Origin of the sequence: Aurantimonas litoralis (genome assembly GCF_026153195.1) — a bacterium.
Classification (GTDB): domain Bacteria; phylum Pseudomonadota; class Alphaproteobacteria; order Rhizobiales; family Rhizobiaceae; genus Aurantimonas; species Aurantimonas coralicida.
This window is the reverse complement of record NZ_JAPFBM010000003.1, coordinates 423,270-448,222: the sequence shown is the minus strand read 5'-3', so window position 1 is coordinate 448,222 and position 24,953 is coordinate 423,270. Positions and strand designations below refer to the sequence as shown.

The following is a 24,953-nucleotide window of genomic DNA, read 5'->3' as shown; positions in this document are numbered from 1 at the left end:
GCGTCGTCGCAACCTCCGTGCTCTCCTCGGGTTGCACCTCGACATGCCCAGCCCGGAGGATCCCATGCCGCACTCGTTCGACCGCCGGACCATCCTGACCGGCGCCGCCGCCACCGGCCTTGCCGCGACGCTCGGCCTGCCCCGCGCCGTTGCGCAGCCGGCGGCAGGTGCGGGGTCCGGCGCCCTCACGACGAAGACCGTCCCGTCCAGCGGCGTCGCCATTCCGGTCGTCGGGCTCGGCACATGGATCACCTTCAATGTCGGTGACAATGCCGAAGCGCTGGCCGAGCGAACGGCCGTCATGCAGGCCTTCTTCGAGGCCGGCGGCGGCATGATCGATTCCTCGCCCATGTACGGTTCGTCCCAGGCAACCATCGGCCATGGCCTCAGCCAGCTCGGTATTCCCGACACCCTGTTTGCCGCAGACAAGGTCTGGACGGGTTCCCCCTCCGACGGCCCTGCGCAGATCGCCGAGACCGAGCGCCTGTGGGGCGTTCCGCGCCTCGCCCTCATGCAGGTGCACAATCTCGTCGGCTGGGAGGGGCATCTCGACACGCTGGCCGAGATGAAGGCGGAGGGGCGCATCGGCCATATCGGCATCACCACCTCCCATGGCCGCCGCCACGCGGAGGTCGCGGCGATCATGGAAAGCCGGCCGATCGACTTCGTCCAGCTCACCTACAATCTGGCCGACCGGGAGCCCGAAGAGCGGCTGCTGCCGCTGGCCGCCGAACGCGGCATCGCGGTGATCGCCAACCGGCCGTTTCGGCGCGGGGCGCTGATCGATGCCGTCGCGGGCCAGCCGCTGCCGGCCGTCGCCGGCGAGATCGGTGCGGAAACCTGGCCGCAATTCCTGTTGAAATACATCGTCTCGCATCCGGCGCTGACCGTCGCGATCCCGGCAACCCGCCGCGTCGACCATCTACGCGAGAACATGGCCGCCGCGACCGGGCCGATGCCCGATGCGGCGCAGCGCCGGCAGATGGCGCTCGCCTTCGACAATCTCTAAGACCGCTCCCATGCTGGCCGATCTGTCCACCTACAGCCTGCAGGACTTCCTGCTGTTCGACGCGACGATCTACCGGGATCTCTTCGCCCAGATCAACGCGCGTGCCTGGCCGATACCGGTTGTCGGCATAGCGGCAGCGCTGGCCTGCCTCGGGCTCGCGGCCGCACGGCATCGCTGGGCTTCACCGGCCAGCGCGCTCCTGCTTGCGGCGGCCTTTGCGGCGTCCGCCTGGCTGTTCTTCTTCGACGTCTATGCGACGATCAACTGGGCCGCGATCTATCCGGGCTGGGCCTTCGTTGCCGAGGCCGGCCTGCTTCTCGTGGCGTCGGTCGTCCTTGGCCGGTCAGCGCAGCCGCGCGTCACCCTTTCATCGCCCCGGCTCCTGGCGGGAACGGCCTTTGCTCTCCACGGCCTCTTCGTCCATCCGCTGGCCGGCTGGCTGTTCGGCCGTGCAGCAGACGGCCTCGAATGGTTCGCCCTGGCTCCGGACCCCACCGCCCTCGTTGCCATCGGCCTTCTCGCCGTCACCGTCCCGCATCGGCGGCTGGCCCTGCCACTCGCCGCGCTGCCACTGCTGTGGCTTGCGGCAAGCGCCATGACACTGTGGCTCCTCGAAACGCCGGGCGAGGCGCTGCTCCTGGCCGCTGCGACGATCGTCGGAATGGTCGTCCTGCTGCTGCCGGCGCGCCGTCCGCGCGACAACGCCGTCACCGATCCCCTTCCGGCGATCAGGCCAGCCGAGGCCGCAGCCATCCCGTGCGGCCTTGCGGCGACCTTCTTGCCCACCAGCCCGCATGAGCCCCGCACCCGGCGCCCTGCGCCAGGCCCCATGGCCGCCCGCGTCCGCGTCCGCGCCGAAAGGCGAATGTCCCTTCCCCTCACCCGCCGTTAGGTTACCCTCCTGCGACGCCGTGCCTGTCGTCAGGCGCGGCGGGGAGATCGCGGAATCCGGAGCGGCGGCAGCGCACCGGATCGGTACGAGGCGCAACGGGGAGGAACGACCATGGCCAGCCGCTATCACGAGGTCTACGACGCCAGCCGAAGCGACCCGGAGAAATTCTGGCTCGACGCGGCCGGCAAGCTGGTCTGGACGAAGAAGCCGACCCGCGCCCTCGACCCCGATGCCGGCGTCTATGGCCGCTGGTTTCCCGACGGCGAATGCAACACCTGTTTCAACGCCATCGACCGTCACGTCGAGGCCGGACGCGGCGACCAGGTCGCGATCATCCACGATTCCCCCGTCACCGGCGGCAAGCGCCGGCTGACCTATGGCGAATTGCTGGTCGAGGTGAAGGCGCTGGCCGCCAATCTCACCGATCTCGGTGTCGGCCGGGGCGACCGGGTGATCATCTACATGCCGATGGTGCCGGAAACCATGATCGGCATGCTGGCCTGCGCCCGCATCGGCGCCATCCATTCGGTGGTGTTCGGCGGCTTTGCCGCCCGCGAACTGGCCGCGCGCATCGACGACGCGGCGCCCAAGCTGATCCTCTCGGCCTCCTGCGGCATCGAGCCGACCCGCAAGGTCGAATACAAGCCGCTCCTCGACAAGGCGATCGAACTGGCCACCCACAAGCCGGCCGCCACCATCGTGCTGCGCCGTCCCGAGCTCGATTGCGACCTGATCGAGGGCCGCGACCACGACTGGGACGAACTGCGCCACAATGCGATGGCCGCCATCGCCGCCGGGCGCGAGGTGCCCTGCGCGTCCATGAAGGCCACCGACCCGCTCTACATCCTCTATACCTCCGGCACGACCGGCAAGCCGAAGGGCGTCGTGCGCGACACCGGCGGCCACATGGTGGTGCTGCACTGGTCGATGCAGGCGATCTTCGGCACCGACCAGGGCGAAGTGTTCTTCTGCGCCTCCGACGTCGGCTGGGTCGTCGGCCATTCCTACATCGTCTACGCGCCGCTGCTGCGCGGCTGCACCACCGTCCTGTTCGAGGGCAAGCCCATCGGCACGCCCGATGCCGGCACCTTCTGGCGCGTGGCCGCCGAACACGGGGTCAAGGTGCTGTTCACCGCCCCGACGGCGATCCGCGGCATCCGCAAGGAGGACCCCGACGGCAAGCTGCCGGGCGACTACGATCTGTCGCAATTCGAGGCGCTGTTTCTGGCCGGCGAGCGTGCCGATCCCGAAACCCTGATCTGGGCGGAAAACGCCCTGCAGCGGCCCGTCATCGACCATTGGTGGCAGACCGAATCCGGCTGGCCGATTGCCGCCAATCCGCTCGGGCTCGGCCTCCTGCCGATCAAGCGCGGCAGCCCCGGCGTCGCCATGCCCGGCTTCGACGTGCAGGTGCTGAATGCCATGGGCGAACAGGCGCCGCCCAACGAGATGGGCGCCATCGCCATCAAGCTGCCGCTGCCGCCGGGCGCCCTGCCGACCCTCTGGAACGCCGACGACCGTTTTCGGGACGCCTATCTGACGGCCTTTCCCGGCTATTACTCCACCTCCGACGCCGGCTTCATCGACGAGGAGGGCTATGTCTACGTCATGGGCCGCACCGACGACGTCATCAATGTCGCCGGCCACCGCCTGTCGACGGGCGAGATGGAGGAGGCCGTGGCCGGCCACCCGGCGGTGGCCGAATGCGCCGTCATCGGCATGCGCGACGCGCTGAAGGGCGAGCTGCCCTGTGGCTTCGTCGTCCTGAAGAACACCAGCCAGCTGGATCGCGGTCAGATCGAGGCGGAACTGATCACGCTGGTGCGCGAACGCATCGGGCCGGTCGCCGCCTTCAAGCGCGTGCTCGTGGTCGACAAGCTGCCCAAGACCCGCTCCGGCAAGGTCCTGCGGCGGACCATGAAGGCGATCGTCGACCGGGACGATTACGAGACCCCCGCGACGATCGAGGACGCGACCGCCCTCGACGACATCCGCCGCGCCGTCTCGGGCGACTGAGCCGCGCCGGTCAGTCGGTGCGGATACGCCCCTCGACGGTGACGTCGCCGTCTTCGCCGAGGGCGATCACCACGATCTCCCCGGAGGCCGGGTAGATACCGGTCAGCGCGGTGATGTTGACCTGATGGCTGACCAGCGCCGCCTTCCGGCCGGCGGCGTCGAGCTCCGCGAGCCGCGCTTTCAAGGCATCGGTCTGCGCCGCGCCCTTGCCGCGATCGGCGAAGAAGGAGTTCAGCTCCGGCGCGGCCATGACCGGACCGAAACCGAGGAGCTCGGCGGTCTCCGTAGAGCGGCACCATTGGCTCGCCAGAACCGTGTCGATGGCGACGCCGGCCTCGCGCAGCCGGTCGCCGATGCGCCGCGCCTGCGCCCGCCCCTCGTCGGACAGATTGCGCTGGGTCGAACAGTCGCCGAGCGTGAAACCGGCCGGATCGCCCGTGCCGGGCGCGATGGCATGGCGCATGAGGATGTGGGTGTCCGCGGCCTTCGCCACATCGAAGCCCTCCTGTGCCGACGCACTCCCGGCGGCGCCCAGAAGAAGGAGTAGGGAGACAAGGCAGGCGGTCACGGCATTTCGCATGGCGGGCAGCGCTCCGGTCTGTTGGGGGAGCCGCGGAATTTCGGGCATCGGGCCGGATCCGACAGGGCGCAGCGCCCCACGATCGCGTGAGGGGGACGTCATGCCGCAGCGACCGCCATGGACGAGCGAGCGCCATTTCTGTGCCACCCGGCAGTTTCTCTTGTCGCCAATTCCGGCTAGAAGCCGCCCGCGACGCATCAGCACGGGGTCCGGAGACCGCCCATGAACCATTCCGATCCGCAGCCGGACACCGGCGAGACCCAGGCCCGCCTCCTCGCCGAGGCGCTGCCGTTCATGCAGGCCTACGAGAACAAGACCGTCGTGGTGAAATATGGCGGCCACGCCATGGGCAATGCCGATCTCGGCCAGGCCTTCGCCCGCGACATAGCCCTGCTCAAGCAGTCCGGCGTCAATCCGATCGTCGTGCATGGCGGCGGCCCGCAGATCGGCCGCATGCTGTCCCAGATGGGCATCGAATCGCGCTTCGAGGGTGGGCTCAGGGTCACCGACGAGGAGACGGTGAAGATCGTCGAGATGGTCCTCGCCGGTTCGATCAACAAGGAGATCGTCGCGCTGATCAACGCCGAGGGCGAATGGGCGATCGGCCTGTGCGGCAAGGACGGCAACATGGTCTTCGCCGAGAAGGCCCGCAAGACGGTCGTCGATCCCGATTCCAACATCGAGCGGGTGCTCGATCTCGGCTTCGTCGGCGAACCGGTCGAGGTCGACCGCACCCTCCTCGACCTCCTCGCCCGCTCCGAGATGATCCCGGTGATCGCCCCGGTCGCGCCAGGCCGCGACGGCGCCACCTACAACATCAATGCCGATACCTTCGCGGGCGCCATCGCCGGCGCGCTCGAGGCTTCGCGCCTCCTGTTCCTGACCGACGTGCCCGGCGTTCTCGACAAGTCCGGCGAACTGATCAAGGAGCTCTCCGTCGCCGAGGCCCGCACCCTGATCCGCGACGGCACGATCTCCGGCGGCATGATCCCCAAGGTCGAGACCTGCATCGAGGCGATCGAGAATGGCGTCGAGGGCGTCGTGATCCTCAACGGCAAGAAGCGCCACGCGGTGCTGCTGGAACTCCTGACCGAGCACGGCGCCGGTACGCTGATCGTCCCCTAGGCGCTGCGGCGGCGCATGGCCCCGCCGCCAGCGCCCGCCTCGCGCGGCCAGCGTTCGCGGATCATCCGCGGCAGGATGCTCGCCGCCGTGACCGCGGCGATGCCGGCCGCGCCGAGGAACATCGCTTCCGGGCCGAAGGCGCTCGAGGCGAAACCGGCGACGAGCGGACCGACGACGCTGCCCACGGCGACCGCCAGCAGGGCCTCGGTGAAGCTCAGCGACGGCATGGAGGGAAACAGTTCCTCAGACCAGAACGCCATCACCGCGCTCATCATCATCACATAGGCGCCCTGCAGCCCGGCCGAGACGACCACGCCGGTCCAGGAATTCGGAGCCAGCGCGATCAGCGCCAGCGCGGCGGCCGCGGCAACATGCAGGAGCCGCAGGAGCCAGGGCAGCCCGATCAGCGTCTTGAGCCGCCCCGTCGTCAGGCCGACCAGCCCGAAGATGCCATAGGACAGGAAGACGATGGCCGGGGCGGCGCCTTCCGGAATGCCGGGCAGTCCGCCGGCCTGCTGGATCCGGTCGGCGGCGAAGGAGATGTAGATCGTCGTGGTGATGCCGAAGGACAGGGCGATCCACAGGAGCGGCCGCGCCGGTTCCGCGATCAGCGATTTCCAGCTTCCTTTCCCAGGAGGGCCGGGATCGCCGGCCAGCTCGCGCAGCGCCCCGATATTGCCGGCCAGCGCCAGTGCCGCCACGACCGCGAACCCGGCCCATCCGTAGCGCCACGACAATTCGCCATAGCTGACCATCAGGGCCGTCGCGCCGGCAGCCGCGACGCCGAGACTGGTTCCGGTGCTGACCATGGAGAGCGTCGCCGGGCGCCGGGCCTCGTCGACCAGCCGATGGACGGCGTTGTTGAACGGCGCCCAGGAGAAGCCGGCGCTGGAGGTGGCGAGGAACACGCCGACGGCCAGCACCCACGCGTTCGGCGCCGTTGCCACGATCCCCATGCCGACCAATGCCGCGAACAGGCCGGACACCACCGGCATGCGCGGCCCGGATCGCGCTGTCATCGCGTAGCTGATCAGCAGCCCCAGGAAGAAGCCGAAGAAGCCGATCCCCGAGATCACGCCGGCCATCCCGGTCGACAGGGAGAAGGTCGACTTGAACTCCGCCAGGAACAGGCCGAACCCCATGCGGGCAGGCCCGAAGGTGATGGCGGTCGCCGCGAAGCCTGCCGCGGAAAGCTTGATGAATGGCGTCATGACCTCGCTCCGATCCGGCGAGGAAAAGATCGTGGCCCCGTCACGGTTCCCTTGCGGCCGCCCCGGTTTGTTTCGCCCCGACTTGAACTGCCGCGGCGCTGGCCCTGCCTGAACGCGGTGTTAGGTCGTCGCGCCCAACAGCGTGACGATGCCGGCGACGATCAACAGGCAACCCGCCAACTCGAGCCGGGCGATCTTCTCGCGGAACCAGAACACCGACGAGGCGAAGGTGAAGATCAGTTCGATCTGGCCGAGCGCACGGACATAGGCGACCTTTTCCAGCGTCATGGCAGTGAACCAGCAGGCCGAGGCCGAGACGCCGACGAGCCCGACCAGCAGCGCCGGCCGCCATGCCCTGGCGACGGCGACGAGTTCGGCCCGGTCCTTCAGCGCCATCCAGACGAGCATCACGGCGGTCTGGATGCCGGTCGCCCAGACCAGCGTCGTGGCGGCCCGGGCGAGCACGCCGCCGTCCTCCAGCGACAGCGACGCGCCACGGAAGCAGACGGCCGAGATGCCGAAGAAGGCGCCCGAGGCGATGCCGATCCCCGCCTCGCGCGAGAAGAGCGCCCGGCGCAGGCTGGCGCCGCCCTTGCGCCCGGCGATCGAGATGAGGCCGACGCCGAAGGCGCCCGCCAGGATCGCACCGAAGGCGAGCCAGGAGATCGTCTCGCCGAGGATGATCAGGCCGAAAATCGCCGCCTGCACCGGCTCGGTCTTGGAATAGGCCGTGCCGACCATGAAATTGCGGAAGCCGAACAGATAGACCAGCAGGAAGGTCGCGAGGATCTGGGCGATGCCGCCCGCCGCCACGGCGACGAGAAAGGTCGCGTTCACCCCCGGCAGGGTGGCGCCTCCGACGAGGTCGAGCGCCACGATGTAAAGCACGGCGAAGGGAAAGCCGAAGCCGAAGCGCGCGAAGGTCGCGCCGGTCGAGCCCATCCGGCCCTTCAGCTGTCGCTGCAGCGACGAGCGGAGGTTTTGCAGGAAGGCGGCGGTGATGGTAATCGGAATCCAGAGCGGCACGGGCGATCCGTCAGTTTGTCTTACCGCCCTCGCTCCCCTATTCGGCGACGCTTGGCAAGGCGCCCGACGCTCGAACCTTCCGGACCCCATGACCGCTCACTCGCCGATCCGCCAGACCGCCGATGCCCGCCCGCAGGATTTCGCCCATGTGACGGAGTGGGTCTTCGATCTCGACAACACCCTGTATCCGCGCCACACGAACCTGTTCTCGCAGATCGACCAGCGGATGACGGCCTTCGTCTCGGATTTCCTGACGCTGCCGAAGGACGAGGCGCGGGTGGTGCAGAAGGATTTCTACCGGCGCTACGGCACGACCCTGCGCGGCCTGATGCAGGAGCATGACGTCGATCCCGACGCCTTCCTGCAGTATGTCCATGACATCGACTATTCCTGGCTCGCCCCCGACACCGCCCTGGGCGACGAGATCCGCGCATTGCCGGGTCGCAAGTTCATCTTCACCAATGGCGATCGCGGCCATGCCGAGCGCGCCGCACGCCAGCTCGGCATTCTCGACCATTTCGAGGATATCTTCGACCTCGTCGCGGCCGGGCTGGTGCCCAAGCCCGCCTCCCAGACCTACGACAAGTTCCTTGGCCTGCACCGGGTCGATGCGGAGCGCGCCGTGATGTTCGAGGATCTGGCGCGCAATCTGGAAGTGCCCAAGGCGCTGGGCATGCGCACGGTGCTGATCGTGCCGCGCAATCTGGAAGAGAGCTTCGGCGACGTCTGGGAACACGAAGGCCGCGACGGCGAGCATATCGACTTCGTCACCGACGACCTGACGACCTTCCTGCGCTCCATCCGCTAGGCGCGATGCAAGAAGGGCGACCGGATGAGATCCGATCGCCCTGTCTGCTCGTCGCGCGTCGTGGGTGTCAGTCGCCGAGAAGCGACCGGTTCGGGCGCGCCAGCCCTGCCTGCCCGTCGGTCGCCACATCCGCCATCAGGTCGGATTCGGCTTTCCCGCTCTTGGGGCCCTTCTGGTTGGCCTCGAAGATCGCTTCCATCTGTTCGGTGCCGTTGGGCGCCGTGCCGCCCTTCGCCTGCTCGCGCTCGGCCTTGCTCTGCGGATCGAGATCGCTGCGCTCCGCCGGGTGCTTCTCGCCGTCCTTGGCCATGTGCTGCGGCGTGTCGCGATCCTGCTGGTCGCGCATCATCTGAGAGTCCGTGTCGGTCTTCGTCATTGCAATCTCCTGTCCCGGGTCACGGCGCGTCGCGCCGGTGATCTTGCGGAAGCAACGCCGCGTCCGCGACGCGGGTTCCGGAACGGACGATCAGCACGCACCAATGCAAAATGCCGCCGCCGGCAGAGAACCGGCGACGGCATTCTTCATGGATTGCGCGGGAAAGGCCGCGAATTCAGCGACCGACGCAGATGATCGGCAGGACCGAATCCTTGACCGCCGCGGTGGCGTCGGGGACGCTTTCCAGCGGCAGCGAGGCGTCGGCGGTCTCGTAGGCGACGGCGTTGCGGTCGAGGAAGGCGACGGCCGCATCAGGGCGGACGGCGAAATTGATCGACTGCGGGATGTCGCCCGTCGCATCGGCGACCGCCACCGCATTCAGCTTGGCGGTGACCACGCCGACGACACGCCCTGCCAGATCGACGAGGGGGCCGCCGGAATTGCCCGGCTGCACCGGCGCCGAGATCTGCAGATAGCGCTCGTCATTGGCCAGACCCAGGAGCGACGAGACGTTGCCGCGGGTCACGTTGAGGGAATCGGCCAGGATCGAACGCAGCGGGTAGCCGAGCGCCAGGACGTCCTCGCCCAGACGCGGCTTCGTCACGGACATCGCCAGCGGTTCGCCGACCACACCGTCGACCTTGACCAGGGCCAGATCGTTGTCGGTGTCGAGGATCGTCTTCGTGGCGACCTGTTGCTCGCCGACGAGCACGCTGGTGCAGGCCCGCACCACATGGGCGTTGGTCAGGAGCCAGCCATCGCTCGAGACGACGAAGCCGCTGCCGGCCATGTCGAATTCCGGCTTCTGGGAAACCGGGGCCGGCGCGGTCTTGGCGGGTGCCGGGGACGGCATCTCGAAGAGGTTCGGCTGCTTCGGATCGACCGAGGCCATCGCATAGCGCGATTCGAAGGCACCGTTGGTGTGGCTGCGGGCCAGCAGCGCCGAGAAGGCGTTCGGCTCGCGCGAAGCAACCAGCGGCGCATGCGGCTCGCCGGCGAAAGGCTCGAACAGATTGCCGGCCACGGCCACATAGGGCCGCATCACCTTGGCCCGGTCCTTGGCGTAGGACACAGAGAAGCCGCGCAGATCGCCGCCCTTTGCCGAGAAGCGCATGACATAGTGATGATCGCCGGCATTGCCGTCGAGGGTGAACCACTCGCCACCGAACTCGGCATTGGCGACGCTGCGGTCGGGGGTCGGCGTGCTGAGCACGTCGAACAGGCCGCGCAGGGTCTGGCCGGTGCCGGCGATGCGGACGGTCTCGATCTCGACTGTCTTGTCGGCGGCGCGCCACAGATGGCCGACATCCGTCGGACCCAGGTCCTCAACGAGACGCATCGGCAGCGGCACGCGCTGGCCGGTGACCGCATCGTCGATCAGCGCCATGCCGGTTGCCGCTTCGGCGCCGTCGGACTTCTGGATCAGGAGACGCAGCATCGCCTCGTCGATGACGCCGTCCGCGACCATGCCGTGCCGGGCCTGGAAATCGCGGATGGCGCGCAGCGAGGACGCCGCGATGTGGCCGTCGAAGGCACCGGCGTAGTCACCGGTCCAGGACAGGCGGATCTGCAGGCCCTTGCGGAAATCGAGATCGGTCTGGTCGTTGTAGGCGACGGCCAGTTGCGAGCCCTGCGCGCCGAAAGACGGCGTCGCCATGGGCATGGCGCCCAGAGCCAGTACCGTCATCAAAACCCGCGCCGAGCGCCGCATGTCATCCCCCATCATCAACCGGTGACAGACAAGCAACGTAGGATGCGCGAAATCGATCCACGAGTCCTTTACTTTTTCTTAATATGGTTGCGAATGCAATTCTTCCTGCTACTGACGAAAGTTCCGCCAGTAGACATCCGGCCTATTGCTGTCGGCTTCAGATCGCGGTCAGCCGGCGCCCGGTGCCGTACGTGTCACCGGCCCGGAGGCCGTTCCGTCATCGCCGAGTTCGGCCGCCTCGATCCGCTCGCCGCGCCGCATCAGCTTGTCGGTCGACACCAGGATCTGGTCGATGTCGCGGCCCGCCTGGCCGAAATGCGTGCGCAGCGCCGACACCCGCGCGTCGAGCCGGACGAGATCCTCGCCCAGAAGCCGGACCTCCTTCTGGATGCGCCCCGCCTCGGCCCGCATCCGGGCATCCTTGAGGATCGCCTGCACCACCTGGATCGACAGGAGCAGCAGCGATGGCGAGACGATCACCACCCGCGCCCGGTAGGCCTTCTGGACGATGTCCTCGAAACGCTCGTGCAGTTCGGCGAAGACCGCTTCGGACGGCACGAACAGGAAGGCCGTGTCCTGGGTCTCGCCGGGGATCAGGTATTTGTCGGCGATGGCGCGCACATGCACGTCCATGTCGCGGCGCATCCGGCTGGCGGCGAAGGTCCGCGCCTCGTCGCTCTCGGCCTCGCGCAGGGCCGTGAAGGCCTCCAGCGGAAACTTGGCGTCGATCGCCAGCGACGGCGCGCCGTTCGGCATGCGGATCAGGCAGTCCGGCCGCTTGCCGTTCGAAAGGGTCGCCTGGAAGGAATAGGCGGCCGACGGCAGCGCGTCGGCAACGATCGCCTGCATCCGCCCCTCGCCGAAGGCGCCACGGCTCTGCTTGTTGGACAGGATGTCCTGCAGCCGCACGACCTCGCCGGCAAGCCCGCGGATCTCGCCCTGCGCCCGGTCGATCACCGCCAGCCGTTCGGTCAGGGCGGTCAGCGAGGCGCTGGTCGCCGTGCCGGTCTCGCGGATCGACTGGCCGACGCGGGTGGAGAGCCCGTCGAGCCGCTCGGCCAGCGTCCGGGTCAGGTCCGCCTGCCGCGAGCCGATGATCTCGGCCATGGTCTGCATGCGGCCGGTGATCTCGGCCTGGGAGCGCAGCACTGCGTCGAGCCGCTCCGATGCTTCGCTGTCGCTGCGGTCGGCATGATCGCCCGCCTCCCGCGCGGCACGGCTCGCCCGCCGCCACAGGATGAAGAACAGGGCTGCCAACCCCGCCAGCAACGCTTCGGCCAGCGTCAGCGGATGATCGCCGAGAAAGATGACGGGAGCCGAGAAGGCTGCGGCGAAGGCGGCGCTGTCCATGACCGAACTCTAGCGGGCGACCCTTAACGAATCGGGACCAAAACGCGAACATAGACCATCCCGCCACGCCTGACGACGGCGGGGCCATCATCCGGACCGGCGGAAAGCCGGCCGTGGCCTTCATCCGAGATTGACCGGCTTCGTGCCAGCCATTACCTGAACGCCATGACGATCAAGCCCCTCATCATCCTGCCAGACCCGGTTCTGCGCCAGACCTCCAAGCCTGTCGAAACGGTCGACGACCAGGTGCGTCGCCTCGCCGACGACATGCTGGAGACCATGTACGACGCCCCCGGCATCGGCCTTGCAGCCATCCAGATCGGCGAGCCGCTGCGCATGATGGTGATCGACGTCTCCAAGGAAGAGGAGGAGAACGCGCCGCGCATCTTCCTCAATCCGGAGATCCTGACGACCTCGGATACCGTGAGCGTCTACGAGGAAGGCTGCCTGTCGATTCCGGACTATTACGCCGAGGTCGAACGGCCGGCCGAGGTCACGGTGCGCTATCTCGGCCTCGACGGGAAGATGCACGAGGAGACCGCCGACGGCATCCTGGCGACCTGTGTGCAGCACGAGCTCGACCATCTGAACGGCGTCCTGTTCATCGATCATATCTCCAAGCTGAAGCGCGACATGGTGGTGAAGAAGTTCACCAAGGCCGCCCGCAGGACCGCCTGAGCGACGCGGAGGGGACCATGGCGCTGCGCGTCGTCTTCATGGGAACGCCGGCCTTCTCGGTGCCGACGCTCGCCGCCCTGGCGGCGGCCGGCCACGACATCGCCGCCGTCTACACCCAGCCGCCGCGCAAGGCCGGCCGCCGCGGCCTGACGCTGACGCCGTCGCCGGTTCAGCTCGAGGCCGAACGGCTCAGTCTGCCGGTGCGCGCGCCGCTGAACTTCAAGGACCCGGCCGATCGCGAGGCCTTCGCCGCCCTCGACTGCGACGTCGCCGTGGTGGTCGCCTACGGGCTGCTCCTGCCCCAGGCCGTGCTCGACATGCCCCGCCAGGGCTGCCTCAACGGCCACGGCTCGCTGTTGCCGCGCTGGCGCGGTGCGGCGCCGATCCAGCGCGCCATCGAGGCGGGCGATGCCGAAACCGGCATGATGGTCATGCGGATGGAAGCCGGCCTCGACACCGGCCCGGTCGCGCTGACCGCCGAAACCCCGATCGCCGCGACCGACACGACCGCCGAGCTGCACGACCGGCTGGCGGAAATCTGCGCGACACTGATGGTCGAGGCGCTGGAGAAGCTCGAAGCGGGCACCCTGACCTTCGAGGACCAGGATTCGATCGCCGCCCGCACCGGCCGTGCTCCGGTCTATGCCGCCAAGATCGACAAGGCCGAGGCGGCGCTCGACTTCGCCGGCGACGCGTCCGGCATTGCCCGCAGGATCAACGCCTTTTCGCCCTTCCCCGGCGCCTGGACGATGATGAGCTTCGGCGGCGCCCCCGAACGGGTGAAGTTTCTGCGCGCGACGGCCGAGCCCGGCGACGGCGCGCCCGGCACGCTTCTCGACGACCAGCTGCTGATCGCCTGCGGGGAAGGCGCGATCCGAATCATCGAACTGCAGCGGGCCGGCGGACGCCGCATGAGCGCCGAAGAGCTTCTCAAGGGAACGCCGGTTCCGGCGGGCGGCCGCGCCGGCGCGGCCTGATGCCTCGTTTCAAGCTGACCATCGAATATGACGGCACGCCCTATTGCGGCTGGCAGCGTCAGAAGACCGACTTGTCCGCGCAGGAGGTGATCGAGACGGCGGTGGCAGGTTTCACCGGCGAAGCCGCGACCCTCTTCGCGGCCGGACGCACCGATGCCGGCGTCCATGCGAGCGGCCAGGTCGCCCATGTCGATCTGCAGCGCGACTGGGAGCCGGACACGGTGCGCGACGCGCTCAATGCGCATCTGCGTGACGCGCCCATCGCGATCCTGTCGGCCGAGCGGGTGGCCGACGATTTCGACGCCCGCTTCTCGGCCCGCAAGCGCTTCTATCTCTACCGCATCTTCAACCGACGGGCGCCGACGGCGCTGCTGATCGGGCGGGTCTGGTGGGTGTCGAAGCCGCTCGATGTCGATGCCATGCACGCGGCGGCCCAGCGCCTCGTCGGCACCCATGATTTCGATACCTTCCGCTCCGCCCATTGCCAGGCGAAGAACCCGATCCGCACGCTGGAGCAGCTGGATGTCGTCCGCGGCCCGGGCGAGGAAATCCACATCCACGCCATGGCGCAGTCCTTCCTGCACAACCAGATCCGCTCCTTTGCCGGATCGCTGAAGCTGGTCGGCGAAGGCCGCTGGAGCGAGGCGGACCTCGTTGCCGCGCTGGAAGCCCGCGACCGCAAGCGCTGCGGCCCGGTGGCCCCGCCGGACGGGCTGTATCTGACCCGAGTGGAATACGGCACCGCGCCCAAGCGCACCCTGCCGCCCTATCCGGGCTGAATGCGCGTCAGATCAGCCGGATGCCGGTCAAATCCATCACCGCGCCATAGCTGATCAGCGAGATGACGATCATGCCAATGGTGATGATCGCCGCCCCGACCATGTCCTTGCCGGTGGCCATGTAGATCAGCCGCACCGTCAGCGCGATGGAGGCGATGGTCACCAAGAGGCCGAGCGCCGACAGGCCATTGCCGGGCCCGAAGGCGAGCATCAGCAGCCAGTAGGGCGCAAACACCCAGGCCAGCAGCGCCCCGCCCCAGTTGGTCGCCACCACCAGCGGCACGATCTTGCGCGAATAGCCGACGCGCTTGGCGACCAGCATCAGGATCAGGATCGGCAGTGTCCAGGCGAGGAAGTCCGCCAGCGCATGGGCGCCATAGACCGGCACCGCGCCGTAGCCGGCCGACGTTCCGGTGCGCGGCGCCGAGGTCTCGAACTCGATCCAGGACAGGGCCACGGGCGGCAGCGCCACGAGCATGGCCGAAAACGACTGCCAGAAGCCGTCCGCCGACAGGTCGAGGCGCTTCAGCCCTTCGGCGCGCCCGGCCATCAACAGGGCGACGCCGGAAAAGAAGTTCAGGACGTGGTCGAGACTCGGCACCAGATCAGGCGTGGGCGGCAAACCAGCGGGCGATGAAGGTTTCATAGATCCTCGTCAGCGTCTCGAGATCTTCGACGGGCACCCGTTCATTGGACATGTGCATGGTCTTGCCGACAAGCCCGAATTCCACAACCGGGCAAAAGTCCTTGATGAACCGGGCATCCGACGTGCCGCCGGAGGTCGACAATTGCGGCTGGCGGCCGGTGACCGCCTCCACCGCGCCGGACAGCGCCTGCGTCAACGCGTCATCCCGCGTCAGGAAGGATTCCGAGGGCCGTGCCCGCCAGACGATCTCGACATCGGCGGCGTTGCGGCCTTCCCGGAACCGGCCCGAAGCGGCCGCCGCCTCGATGCGCCGGGTCAGCTCGGCCTTCAGGCTGTCCGGCGTCCAGCGGTCGCTGAACCGCACGTTGAAGGACAGGCGCGCCCGTGCGGGAATGACATTGACCGACCCGTTGCCCGTGTCGATGGAGGTGATCTCCAGATTGGAGGCCGGAAATTCCGCCGACCCCGCGTCGAGCGGTTCGTCCATCAGCGCCTCGGCAATGGCCGTGAGGGAGCGCAGCGGACTGTCGGCGAGGTGCGGATAGGCGACGTGGCCCTGAACGCCGGTGACCCGCACTTCGGCCGACAGCGAACCGCGCCGGCCGATCTTGATCATGTCGCCCATGGCCACCGGATTGGTCGGCTCGCCGACGACGCAGGCGTCGAAGACTTCGCCACGCGCTCTCGCCCAGTCGAGGAGCTTTACCGTGCCATTGACCGCCGGGCCTTCCTCGTCGCCGGTGATCAGCAGCGAGACCTGCCCGGCCGGGCGCCCGGACCGCTCCACATGGCGGGCATAGGCGGCGACGAAGGCGGCAATGCCGCCCTTCATGTCGACGGCGCCCCGGCCATAGAGTTCGCCATCGACGATCGCCGCGGAGAACGGCCCCTCGCGCCAGTCGCTCTCGTCGCCCGGCGGCACCACGTCCGTGTGTCCGGCAAAGACCAGATGCGGCCCGGCCGCTCCGGCGCGGGCGAAGAGATTCTCGACGTCGGGCGTGTCGATGTCGGAAAATACCGGGCGCTCGACGGCAAAGCCCAGCGGCGCCAGCATCTCTTCCAGCGCGGCAAGCGCCCCGCCTTCGGCGGGCGTCACGGAGGGGCAGCGGATCAGCCGCGTCAGGATCGCGACCGGATCGGTCGCATCATCGCTGCGGGCGGCGGAAACGGGCGGGGAAACAGTGTCGGTCATGGCCCACCGGGATAGATCAGATGATGCCGCAACGCCACCAGCGGCAGCCGTCTTCCCCGATCCGGCTCCGTGCCACGTTTCCGCCGCCTTCGGGACGGACAGGCAGCACAGGGGACATTGCGCGAGGGAACTTCCATGACACTGCCGAGGACCGCCATTGCCGGCTCTGCGTGCGTCACACGGGCCGCATTGTTCGGCATGATCGCGTCGCTGGCGGCCCTTGCCGGCTGCATTGCCGACGGCCCGGGCGGATCGCCCATGGGGATTGCCGTCGCCGGCAAGGAAACGGCAGATGTGGCCGAGGATGCAGAGGCACCGGCGGAAGCCGATGTCGCCGTCGCCGCCAGGGAGGCGAAGGCCGCGGCCGAGACCGGCACCATCTCCGGCAGCGCCTCGCTCGACCGGCTGATCGAACGCCATGCCGCCGAGGCCGGCGTTCCCGCCCCCCTCGCCTATGCAGTCGTGCGGGTGGAAAGCCGCTACAATCCCAAGGCGCGCGGCAACGGGGTCTACGGCCTCAGCCAGATCAAGCCGGCCACGGCCCGGTCGCTGGGCTTTTCCGGCCCGACCAGCGCTCTCCTCGATGCCGACACCAACCTCACCTACGGCATGAAATATCTGAAGGGCGCCTGGGAAAAGGGCGGCCACGACGTCTGCCAGGCCTCGATGAAATACAAGGGCGGCCACCGCGCCACCCGCATGAGCGCCTCGGCCCAGCGCTATTGCTCCGCCGTCAAGGCGCATATGGCCGAAGTGTCGAAGCGCCGCCGGACACCTGGAACGGTCGCCGAGCCAGAAGCCGAACCGGGCCTGGTGGGCACGCTCGTCGCCGCCGTGACACCTGCACTCGAAAAGCCCGCCGCGACGCCGGCCAAGGCCGCACGGCCTGCCGCAGCCGCGCCGACAAAGGCCACCGAGGTCGCGACCGCTGCGCCGACCGAAGAACCGGCCGCAGCGCCACGCGGCGACACGCCCGTGGTCGCAGCCGCCTATGTCGCGGCACCGAAGCCTGCGGCGATCCCGCGGCCCGTTGCCCGCACCGAAGCAGGCGAGACGGCCCCGTCAGCGCCCCAGCCTGCGGCGGCACCGGCCCCTGAAAACGGCAAGGGCGGCCGCCTTGCCTCGCGCCCGGCCAGCGCACCCGCCGAGCCCGATTCTCTCGCCGCCCGCATGGCCGGCACCGACGATCCGGCGACGGAACTGCGCGGTAGCGGAGCGGACTGAGCGTCCGCTTCGGCGAGAGCCGGTCGGCTGGCCGCTAGTCCGCCCTGTCGGAGACCACCAGCATCGGCCCCAGCCGGTCGCGGCGATAGTCGATGCCGCCGTCCGGATAGGACAGGCTCGACACCTTGCCGTCGAAGAACAGCGCGTCGCGGCAGCCGAGCCGGTCGCGGAAGAAGACGGCGAAATCCCAGAAATTGACCGGGCTGCGCGACAGGACGAGACGCACGGTCCGCCCATCCGCGCTGGCGCAGACGCCGTTGCGCACATGCCGGCTGTCGGAACCGTCGATGAAGCGCGGATGCAGCTTGCCGTCGATGAGCAGCATCGGCCCGGACTGGGTCGCGAGCGTCGGCTGGCGAGGTGCGGCGAGATAGGCGTCGGTGGACATGACCGCGGCGCGGCCATCCTCAATGAAGAACACGCCATTCGGCTGCATCGAGTAATTGCCGCTGCCGGTGCCGCGCACCAGCGGGCTGACCTCGACGCCGTCCTGCACCGCAAGGCCGACCGGGCGGCGGTCCTCGTGATACATGCCGGCATTCATGATCAGGCGGACGCGGCCGTCGACGCTCGCCGCGGCGCGCTCGAAGGTCCGGTAGGGCGCGTTGCTCGCGTCGACGGCCCGCAGCGCCAGATCGGTGCGATCCAGCGGCACGTCGCAGACCAGATACTCCACCCCCGCCGCAACTTCGCTGCGGCAGAGGCCGTCATGGCCGGCCGGTAGCGAGGGCACGCTTTGCAGCCAGCCGAACAGGCCGCTCGCCGCGATCAGCGAGAGAGGCCAGAAGGTTCGCAGTCGCGCCATCGCGGATCGGCCTTGGGGCAAGGGTCGCGGCTTGGGGCCGCGACGCCGGCTCAGTTGCGCAGGAGCTCGTTGATCGAGGTCTTGGAGCGGGTGCGCTCGTCGACGCGCTTGACGATGACGGCGCAGTAGAGGCTCGGCCCCGGCTCGCCATTGCCCATCGGCTTGCCTGGCATCGAGCCCGCGACGACCACCGAATAGGGCGGCACTTCGCCATAGGAGATCGTGCCGGTGGTGCGGTCGACGATCTTGGTCGACTGGCCGAGGAAGACGCCCATGCCGAGCACCGAGCCTTCGCGCACGATGCAGCCCTCGACGACCTCGGAGCGGGCGCCGATGAAGCAGCCGTCCTCGATGATCGTCGGGCCGGCCTGCATCGGCTCCAGCACGCCGCCGATGCCGACGCCGCCCGACAGATGCACGTTCTTGCCGATCTGCGCGCAGGAGCCGACCGTCGCCCAGGTGTCGACCATCGTGCCCTCGTCGACGAAGGCGCCGAGATTGACGAAGGACGGCATCAGGACGACGCCCTTGCCGATATGGGCCGAGCGGCGCACCACCGCGTTCGGCACGGCGCGGAAGCCCATCTCGCGGAAGCGGTCGGCGTTCCAGCCCTCGAACTTCGACGGGACCTTGTCCCACCAGGTCGCCCCGCCCGGGCCGCCTTCGATGACGGTCATGTCGTTGAGGCGGAAGGAGAGCAGCACCGCCTTCTTCAGCCACTGGTGAACGGTCCAGCTGCCGTCGGCCTCGCGGCTGGCGACACGCGCCTCGCCGCGGTCGAGCATGTCCAGCGACGCCTCGACGGCATCGCGGACTTCGCCGGTCGTCGATGCCGAGATCGAGTCCCGGTCCTCGAAGGCCCGTTCAATGGTGGTTTCGAGGGCGGCGCGATCCGGCGCGGTCATCGGCGAACTCCTGCAGAATGGGGAAAATGCGGGCGCTGCGCACCCTGACCAAGTCGGCGCGGACCCTAGTTGAAGGCCCTGAGGCGGTCAATCGACGGCCCATGCAGGCGACGAGGCAGACACGATGAACGAAACACCCCGCAACCAGAACGGCTGGGATCCCTTTCCGAGCTCGCGGCGGGACAAGGAAGAGACGGCAGTACAGGTCGATACCCCGCAGACCCGCTCCCCCACCTATGCGCTGGCCTATGCCGACGACGACTTCCTGACCCGCGAAGAGACCCGCGGCATCCGGCTTCAACTCGAGCTGATGAAACCCGAACTGGCGCTGAACGAGGCGGGCATCCTGTCCACCGTCGTGCTGTTCGGCGGCGCCCGCATTCCCGAGCCGGGCACCGAGGCCTGGGCGGCGCGCAACGAGACCCAGCGCCGCAACCTCGAGGCCAATTCGAAATTTTACGAGGAAGCCCGCCGCTTCGCCGCCATCGCCTCGCAGCATTCGGCCAACAGCCATGGCGGCAAGGAATATGTCATTGTCACCGGCGGCGGCCCGGGCGTCATGGAAGCCGGCAATCGCGGTGCGGCCGATGTCGACGCCCTGTCGATCTCGCTCAACATCACCCTGCCCCACGAGCAGGCACCGAACCGCTTCGCCACGCCGGAACTGTGCTTCAACTTCCACTATTTCGCTGTCCGCAAGATGCACTTCCTGCTGCGGGCGAAGGCGATGGCGATCTTCCCCGGCGGCTTCGGCACCATGGACGAATTGTTCGAGGCGCTGACGCTGATCCAGACCCGGCGGATGCAGCGCATTCCGGTGCTTCTGTTCGGGGAGAGCTTCTGGCGCCGCGTGATCGACCTGGAGGCCCTCGCTGAGGAAGGCACGATCGCGCCGGAAGACCTCGATCTCGTGACCTATGTGGACACGGCCGAGGACGGCTGGGCGGCGATCCGGAAATTCTACGATTTCTGAGGGTACAGCGGCGGGACGTCCCACATCGCCGCACCGCCCCCTGGCGCCCGTCGTCTTATGGGGTGGACCCGTGGATCCACGCCTCTGCGCCTTAGCGACCATTCCGTCGGAGATCAGCGACGCGTCAACGGGTACGGTATGGGTCCTCGGGTCAAGCCCGAGGATGACGACCTTGCTTGATGGAGTGGTCTTCCGCTGAGATTGGGCTCGAAGCCCCGGCAGGCGGAACCTGCGGTGGTCGGACTTACTGGTCCGCCTGCCCCATCCGGGCGCGAAGCGCCTCGCAGGGGTCGGCAATGTCGTTGCGCGGCGTGAAGATCGTGTAGTCGTAGGGCGCCGGCGCATCGCTGGTGAGGCCGTAATCGGCGGCCTCGGCCTCGCCGTCGCTGACCTCGACCATCTGCACCGCGACCATGGCCGCGTCCGGATCGCGTTCCGCGAGGATGTTCGGCACGCCGCGATCCTTGCGGACATGGCCGGAGCCGGCGATCAGCACGGCGCTGCCGCTCTCTTTCGCCGCATCGACCAGCGCGTCGGCCAGTGCACCGTCACGGGCCCGCTGGACCGTCGCCATGGCGCCGATGGCGCCCTCGGGCATCAGCCCGCAATGGGCGGTCCTGATGGTTTCGGCCAGCGCGTCGGCCTGTTCCGCCGGCACTTCGAGGCGCAGCGACAGGCGTTCGATCTCGGCTTCGCTCAGGGCATCGAGACCGTTTTCGCCGATCGCACGGATCGTCTGGCGGTCGAGATCGCCGGCACGAAGCGTCAGGCCCTCGGCGACGGCCGCCTCGAAGACCGGCTGGTAGATCGAGAAGGCCGGCCAACCGCGTTCGGACCATTGCAGATGCTCGGAGAGCGACGCGACGTCGCGGTCACCGGTCTCGGCAAACTCTTCCAGAACGTCGGCAAAGCTTTCCGGGATCATCTCGAAGACCACGGTCGGCTCGTTGCCCAGCTTGGCCAGCCCGCCGATGATGTCGGCCTGCAGCTGGTGATGATCCGGATTGTCGTGGATTTCGCCGAGAAGCAGATAGCGGGCACCGCTGGCGGCCCCCATCAGCGTGTCGCGGCTGGAGCGCGCGCCGCGCGCATCGAAGACTTCGCCGACCAGCGGATTGTCGCGGAAATGCTCCGACTGCCAGGCGGTCGCCATCGTCGGCAGGTCGGCGGTCGAAGCACTTGTCGAGCTGCCGGTCGTCGCCGCCACCTTCAGCGACAGCGTGCGCGAACTGCCGGCCTGCGCGAGTTCGGCGAGCTTGGCCGACGCGGATGTCGCGGCGGGCTTCGATACCGCCGGCTCGGCCAGTTCCCGAACATCCGGCGTGCCGTCACCATCGGCGTCGAACGGTTCGACGGTCGCGACCGCGATTTCGGAAAAGGCGTTGTCGGCCGGGCGGACGAGGGAAACGTCGAGGGACAGATCGGACTTCGGCGCGACGAACTCGGCGACATCGGTGCCGGCGTCCATCTGCGGCATGACGAGGTCGGCCGTCTTGCCGACGGCGTAACCGAGCCCCGCAAGGAGCATGATGCTGGAAGGTATCCAGATCCGTCGTTTCAATCGGTTTCCCCAAAAACGATTGCAAAGCCCGGAGCGCGAATCGTGCGATCCGATCCGCAATCTATTGGGCTCAGGATGTGGCGAAACTATTGCAGCGACGGACGAAGGTCACGCAAGTCCTGTCAGGGGTGCAGGTTCGGGCAAGGGCCAGTCACGGGCCGGATGGTTAGGGCGGACGGTTCGAAGACCTGCTTCGAACCGTCCGCGTCGCCTCCCCAGGCAACTCCCGCCGCTTGGCAGGCGATCGTGCCGCCTGCTCTCCTCGGGTTCCGTCATCTTCGGTACAAGCCACGTCCCGCCGGCGAAAGGTCGTGACCGCAACAGGGGAAAGGTTTTGGCAGGGATCGTGTACGAGAGGTTAAATCAACTGTGGATAGCATCACAGCGCGCCGGCCAGCGCCCTTGTCGGCCAGCACGTCTCGCCCATTCCGGCCTTGAGCTGAAACGCCCCGATCGAGCGCCGCGTCTTGAAGCCGGCAAGCCCGTCCGCCCCGCCGACATCGTAGCCGCGCGCCTCCAGCTTCTGCTGCATGCGTGCGACGTCGCCCCGCGTCAGCCGGTCGGTGGCCTTCCAGTCTCCCGCCAGCGGTCCCGCCCCGAGCATCCGGTCGGCGACATGACCGACGAACAGGGCGTAGAGGTCGGAGTTGTTATAGGCCTTGATGACGTAGAAATTCGGGGTGGCGATGAAGGCGGGGCCGAAGCGGCCGGCCGGCATCATCAGGTGGCCTCGTGCCGCCAGTTCGTGACCCGGAAACGGCCGGCCCGAGACGCGCGTCACGCCGGCGGCGACGAATTCCGAGATCGGACGACCGAGATCCGGCCCCTCATTGGCGCAGAGACAGTGGCCGGTACCCGCGCCTCGAAGCCCCAGTCGCGGCCCGGCTGCCAGCCGGCCTGCTGCAGGTAATGGGCGATCGAGGCCAGGGTGTCGGGCACCGAGTTCCAGATGTCCTTCCGCCCGTCGCCGTCGAAATCCACGGCCAGCGCCAGGAATTTCGACGGCATGAATTGCGGCTGGCCGAGCGCGCCGGCCCAGGACGACTTCATCTCCGAGGTCTTCAGATGGCCGTCGGCGACGATCTGCAGGGCGGCGAGCAGTTCCTCGCGAAACATCGCCTTGCGGCGTGACAGATAGGCCTTGGTCCCCAGCACCTCGAAGGCGTCATGGGGGATCTTCGCCGCGCCGAAGGCCGATTCCCGCCCCCAGATGGCGACGATGATCGGGGCCGGCACGCCGTAGCGCGCCTCGATCCGGTCGAGAACGGCGCGGTATTTCGCGATCAGGGCGCGCCCCTGACGGGCATTGCCGGCCACCGCGCCTTCCGACAGATAGGCTGCACCGCTCTTGAACTCGGCCTGGAAGTTCGTCTCCGCAACGGTCGCCTTCGCGCCGGGAAGCTGCAGGTCGGGCAGCTTCAGATTGGGCGACACGCCTCTGAAGGCCGCGTCGAACACCGGACGCGGCACCCCGCGCGCTCTGGCAGCGGGCCAGATGTCGGCCTCGAGGAAATTGCGGAAACCGGCCGTCAGGTTCTGCGCGCTGGCCGGCGCGAACGTCGCGGCACACAGGAGAATGACGGCGATGAGGAAACGAAGCGATAGCTGCATCGCCTGAGGGTAGCCGGCTCTGCGAAGCGCGCCAAGACTGGCTGCGATGGATGGACGACGGGCGGCCGCCCGGCCTAGCCTTCGTGCCGCCAAACCGATGAAACGGACGCGGAGGATGCGGCATGGAGCAATATACCGGCGGCTGCCTGTGCGGTGACGTGCGCTTCGTGGCGACGGGCCGGCCCGATCGTGTCGGCCTTTGCCATTGCCTCGACTGCCGCAAGCATCACGGCGCCCTGTTCTACGCCGCTGCGATCTTCTGCCACGACGCCGTGACGGTCACCGGCGAAACGCGCGCCTATGCGGGGCGGCATTTCTGCCAGCGCTGCGGCGCGTCCGTCTTCGCCTGCACCGGCGACGAGACCGAAGTGCATCTCGGAGCGCTGGATGCGCCGGACCAGCTGACGCCCACCTATGAATGCTGGACGATCCGCCGCGAAGCCTGGCTGCCGCCCTTCCCGGTCGCAGCACGATACGCCCGCGATCGCGACGCCGCGGATGGCGACGAGCCGTAGATCACCGGTGCGAGCAGCCGGCGCCCTCAGAGCCCGGTGCGCGAGCGCATGGCGGCCGAGAGCGTGCCTTCGTCGAGATAGTCCAGCTCGCCGCCAACCGGGACACCGTGGGCGAGACGCGTGACCCGCACCTCGAAGCCTTCGAGCTGGTCCATCAGGTAATGCGCCGTCGTCTGGCCCTCGACCGTGGCGTTCACGGCCAGGATCAGCTCCTTCACCCCGCCCTTATGGACGCGTTCGACGAGCTGCCGGATGGTGAGGTCGTCGGGCCCGATCCCGTCGAGCGGCGACAGGACGCCGCCGAGCACGTGATAGGCCGCGTTCAGCGCCTTGGCCCGCTCCAGCGCCCAGAGGTCCGAGACGTCTTCCACGACGATCACGATCGACTGGTCGCGCGAGCCGTCGGTGCAGATCGTGCAGGGATCGAAGGTGTCGATATTGCCGCAGACCGAGCAGATCGTCACCTTGTCCAGCGCTTCGCCCATGGCAGCCGACAGCGGCGCCAGAAGCTGCTCGCGCCGCTTGACGAGATGAAGCGCCGCGCGGCGCGCCGAACGGGGACCGAGGCCGGGAAGCTTGGCGAGCAGCTGGATCAGCCGCTCGATCTCCGGGCCTGCAATGGGTTTGGCCATGAGGGTCTAGATGCCGCCGGGACGCCTCAGAACGGCAGGCTCATGCCGGGGGGCAGCTGCAGGCCGGCGGTCAGTTCCTGGGTCTTTTCCTGAATGGCCGCATCGAGCTTGCCCTTGGCGTCGTTATGGGCCGCCATGACGAGATCCTCGACGATGTCCTTCTCGTCTTCCTTCAGGAGCGACGGATCGATCGCGATGCCCTGCATCTCGCCCTTGCCGGTCAGCGTGACCGACACGACGCCGCCGCCGGCCTGGCCGGTCACGGTGATGGAAGCGATCTCTTCCTGGAGGCCGGCCATCTTGGCCTGCATCTCCTTGGCCTGCTTCATCATGCCCATCAGGTCTTTCATC

The 24,953-nt window shown here is 68.3% G+C and carries 24 protein-coding genes and 1 pseudogene; 11 read left to right on the top strand and 14 right to left on the bottom strand.

Annotated features, from left to right (window positions below; translation table 11 throughout):
* Window positions 1–64: 64 nt before the first annotated feature.
* The 3 genes from N7I30_RS09545 to N7I30_RS09535 all read left to right on the top strand — a co-directional run bounded on the left by N7I30_RS09545 (window position 65) and on the right by N7I30_RS09535 (window position 3,917).
* A complete protein-coding gene (locus tag N7I30_RS09545) occupies window positions 65–1,009 on the top strand; it encodes an aldo/keto reductase (protein ID WP_498638388.1) in 945 nt (314 codons plus the stop codon).
* Between the two features lie 10 nt (window positions 1,010–1,019).
* Window positions 1,020–1,901: a DUF6064 family protein gene (locus N7I30_RS09540; RefSeq protein WP_498638385.1), complete on the top strand. Its 882-nt coding sequence runs from the start codon at window positions 1,020–1,022 to the stop codon at window positions 1,899–1,901.
* 111 nt (window positions 1,902–2,012) lie between these two features.
* On the top strand, window positions 2,013–3,917 hold the full coding sequence (locus tag N7I30_RS09535) for a propionyl-CoA synthetase (RefSeq protein WP_498638382.1): 1,905 nt from the start codon (window positions 2,013–2,015) through the stop codon (window positions 3,915–3,917).
* Window positions 3,918–3,927: 10 nt separating this feature from the next.
* Here the strand turns inward: N7I30_RS09535 and N7I30_RS09530 are convergent, their stop codons facing one another.
* Complete coding sequence (locus tag N7I30_RS09530) at window positions 3,928–4,410, bottom strand: histidine phosphatase family protein (RefSeq protein ID WP_498638380.1); 483 nt, start codon at window positions 4,408–4,410, stop codon at window positions 3,928–3,930.
* Between the two features lie 309 nt (window positions 4,411–4,719).
* Between N7I30_RS09530 and argB the strand changes: the two genes are divergently transcribed.
* Entirely contained in the window at window positions 4,720–5,622 is a 903-nt protein-coding gene (gene argB, locus N7I30_RS09525) for an acetylglutamate kinase (RefSeq protein ID WP_024351641.1), read from the top strand.
* Here argB and N7I30_RS09520 read toward each other — a convergent pair.
* Window positions 5,619–6,833, bottom strand: a complete 1,215-nt coding sequence (locus tag N7I30_RS09520) for an MFS transporter (protein ID WP_498638378.1) — start codon at window positions 6,831–6,833, stop codon at window positions 5,619–5,621. The genes argB and N7I30_RS09520 overlap by 4 nt on opposite strands.
* Before the next feature lie 120 nt (window positions 6,834–6,953).
* Window positions 6,954–7,859 carry an EamA family transporter gene (locus N7I30_RS09515; protein ID WP_498638377.1) on the bottom strand — a complete coding sequence of 302 codons (906 nt, stop codon included), beginning with the start codon at window positions 7,857–7,859 and terminating at the stop codon, window positions 6,954–6,956.
* Between the two features lie 88 nt (window positions 7,860–7,947).
* On the opposite strand from N7I30_RS09515, the gene N7I30_RS09510 reads away from it, so the two are divergent.
* Window positions 7,948–8,667: a pyrimidine 5'-nucleotidase gene (locus N7I30_RS09510; RefSeq protein ID WP_029703511.1), complete on the top strand. Its 720-nt coding sequence runs from the start codon at window positions 7,948–7,950 to the stop codon at window positions 8,665–8,667.
* 67 nt (window positions 8,668–8,734) lie between these two features.
* Here the strand turns inward: N7I30_RS09510 and N7I30_RS09505 are convergent, their stop codons facing one another.
* The 3 genes from N7I30_RS09505 to N7I30_RS09495 all read right to left on the bottom strand — a co-directional run bounded on the left by N7I30_RS09505 (window position 8,735) and on the right by N7I30_RS09495 (window position 12,104).
* Complete coding sequence (locus N7I30_RS09505; RefSeq protein ID WP_498638375.1) at window positions 8,735–9,043, bottom strand: hypothetical protein; 309 nt, start codon at window positions 9,041–9,043, stop codon at window positions 8,735–8,737.
* Window positions 9,044–9,218: 175 nt separating this feature from the next.
* A complete protein-coding gene (locus N7I30_RS09500) occupies window positions 9,219–10,730 on the bottom strand; it encodes a trypsin-like peptidase domain-containing protein (RefSeq protein WP_498638374.1) in 1,512 nt (503 codons plus the stop codon).
* Between the two features lie 192 nt (window positions 10,731–10,922).
* Window positions 10,923–12,104: a DNA recombination protein RmuC gene (locus N7I30_RS09495; RefSeq protein WP_498638372.1), complete on the bottom strand. Its 1,182-nt coding sequence runs from the start codon at window positions 12,102–12,104 to the stop codon at window positions 10,923–10,925.
* A gap of 165 nt (window positions 12,105–12,269) precedes the next feature.
* Between N7I30_RS09495 and def the strand changes: the two genes are divergently transcribed.
* From def to truA, 3 genes are read left to right on the top strand one after another with little or no spacing between them, the layout of a single operon-like run.
* The gene (def, locus tag N7I30_RS09490) at window positions 12,270–12,782 is read left to right on the top strand and encodes a peptide deformylase (RefSeq protein WP_277023821.1); all 513 of its coding nucleotides are present in this window, start codon (window positions 12,270–12,272) and stop codon (window positions 12,780–12,782) included.
* Between the two features lie 17 nt (window positions 12,783–12,799).
* Window positions 12,800–13,759: a methionyl-tRNA formyltransferase gene (fmt, locus tag N7I30_RS09485; RefSeq protein WP_498638370.1), complete on the top strand. Its 960-nt coding sequence runs from the start codon at window positions 12,800–12,802 to the stop codon at window positions 13,757–13,759.
* Window positions 13,759–14,538 carry a tRNA pseudouridine(38-40) synthase TruA gene (gene truA, locus N7I30_RS09480; protein WP_188076975.1) on the top strand — a complete coding sequence of 260 codons (780 nt, stop codon included), beginning with the start codon at window positions 13,759–13,761 and terminating at the stop codon, window positions 14,536–14,538. The genes fmt and truA overlap by 1 nt, the downstream gene beginning before the upstream one ends.
* Window positions 14,539–14,545: 7 nt before the next feature.
* On the opposite strand, the gene N7I30_RS09475 is transcribed toward truA, so the two are convergent.
* Both N7I30_RS09475 and dapE read right to left on the bottom strand, forming a co-directional pair.
* Window positions 14,546–15,139, bottom strand: coding sequence for a hypothetical protein (locus N7I30_RS09475; RefSeq protein WP_498638367.1), 594 nt, complete (start codon window positions 15,137–15,139; stop codon window positions 14,546–14,548).
* Window positions 15,140–15,143: 4 nt separating this feature from the next.
* Window positions 15,144–16,376 (bottom strand): succinyl-diaminopimelate desuccinylase, encoded by a 1,233-nt coding sequence (gene dapE, locus N7I30_RS09470; protein WP_498638365.1) that lies wholly within the window; start codon window positions 16,374–16,376, stop codon window positions 15,144–15,146.
* A 135-nt stretch (window positions 16,377–16,511) separates the two neighbouring features.
* Between dapE and N7I30_RS09465 the strand changes: the two genes are divergently transcribed.
* The gene (locus N7I30_RS09465) at window positions 16,512–17,600 is read left to right on the top strand and encodes a transglycosylase SLT domain-containing protein (RefSeq protein ID WP_498638363.1); all 1,089 of its coding nucleotides are present in this window, start codon (window positions 16,512–16,514) and stop codon (window positions 17,598–17,600) included.
* A 34-nt stretch (window positions 17,601–17,634) separates the two neighbouring features.
* Here the strand turns inward: N7I30_RS09465 and N7I30_RS09460 are convergent, their stop codons facing one another.
* Together N7I30_RS09460 and dapD are read right to left on the bottom strand one after the other, a co-directional pair.
* The gene (locus N7I30_RS09460) at window positions 17,635–18,405 is read right to left on the bottom strand and encodes a phosphodiester glycosidase family protein (protein WP_498638361.1); all 771 of its coding nucleotides are present in this window, start codon (window positions 18,403–18,405) and stop codon (window positions 17,635–17,637) included.
* 50 nt (window positions 18,406–18,455) lie between these two features.
* On the bottom strand, window positions 18,456–19,310 hold the full coding sequence (gene dapD, locus N7I30_RS09455) for a 2,3,4,5-tetrahydropyridine-2,6-dicarboxylate N-succinyltransferase (protein ID WP_187391937.1): 855 nt from the start codon (window positions 19,308–19,310) through the stop codon (window positions 18,456–18,458).
* Between the two features lie 124 nt (window positions 19,311–19,434).
* On the opposite strand from dapD, the gene N7I30_RS09450 reads away from it, so the two are divergent.
* Window positions 19,435–20,283, top strand: a complete 849-nt coding sequence (locus N7I30_RS09450) for an LOG family protein (RefSeq protein ID WP_024351626.1) — start codon at window positions 19,435–19,437, stop codon at window positions 20,281–20,283.
* Between the two features lie 244 nt (window positions 20,284–20,527).
* Here the strand turns inward: N7I30_RS09450 and N7I30_RS09445 are convergent, their stop codons facing one another.
* Both N7I30_RS09445 and N7I30_RS09440 read right to left on the bottom strand, forming a co-directional pair.
* Entirely contained in the window at window positions 20,528–21,844 is a 1,317-nt protein-coding gene (locus N7I30_RS09445) for a ChaN family lipoprotein (protein ID WP_498638358.1), read from the bottom strand.
* Window positions 21,845–22,223: 379 nt separating this feature from the next.
* Window positions 22,224–23,455 (bottom strand): annotated as a pseudogene (locus tag N7I30_RS09440) (lytic murein transglycosylase).
* Window positions 23,456–23,577: 122 nt separating this feature from the next.
* Between N7I30_RS09440 and N7I30_RS09435 the strand changes: the two are divergent.
* A complete protein-coding gene (locus tag N7I30_RS09435) occupies window positions 23,578–23,970 on the top strand; it encodes a GFA family protein (protein WP_498638356.1) in 393 nt (130 codons plus the stop codon).
* 26 nt (window positions 23,971–23,996) lie between these two features.
* Here N7I30_RS09435 and recR read toward each other — a convergent pair whose 3' ends face one another.
* Window positions 23,997–24,602 (bottom strand): recombination mediator RecR, encoded by a 606-nt coding sequence (recR, locus tag N7I30_RS09430; protein WP_009208116.1) that lies wholly within the window; start codon window positions 24,600–24,602, stop codon window positions 23,997–23,999.
* Between the two features lie 26 nt (window positions 24,603–24,628).
* Window positions 24,629–24,952, bottom strand: coding sequence for a YbaB/EbfC family nucleoid-associated protein (locus N7I30_RS09425; protein ID WP_009208115.1), 324 nt, complete (start codon window positions 24,950–24,952; stop codon window positions 24,629–24,631).
* Between the last annotated feature and the right edge of the window lies 1 nt (window position 24,953).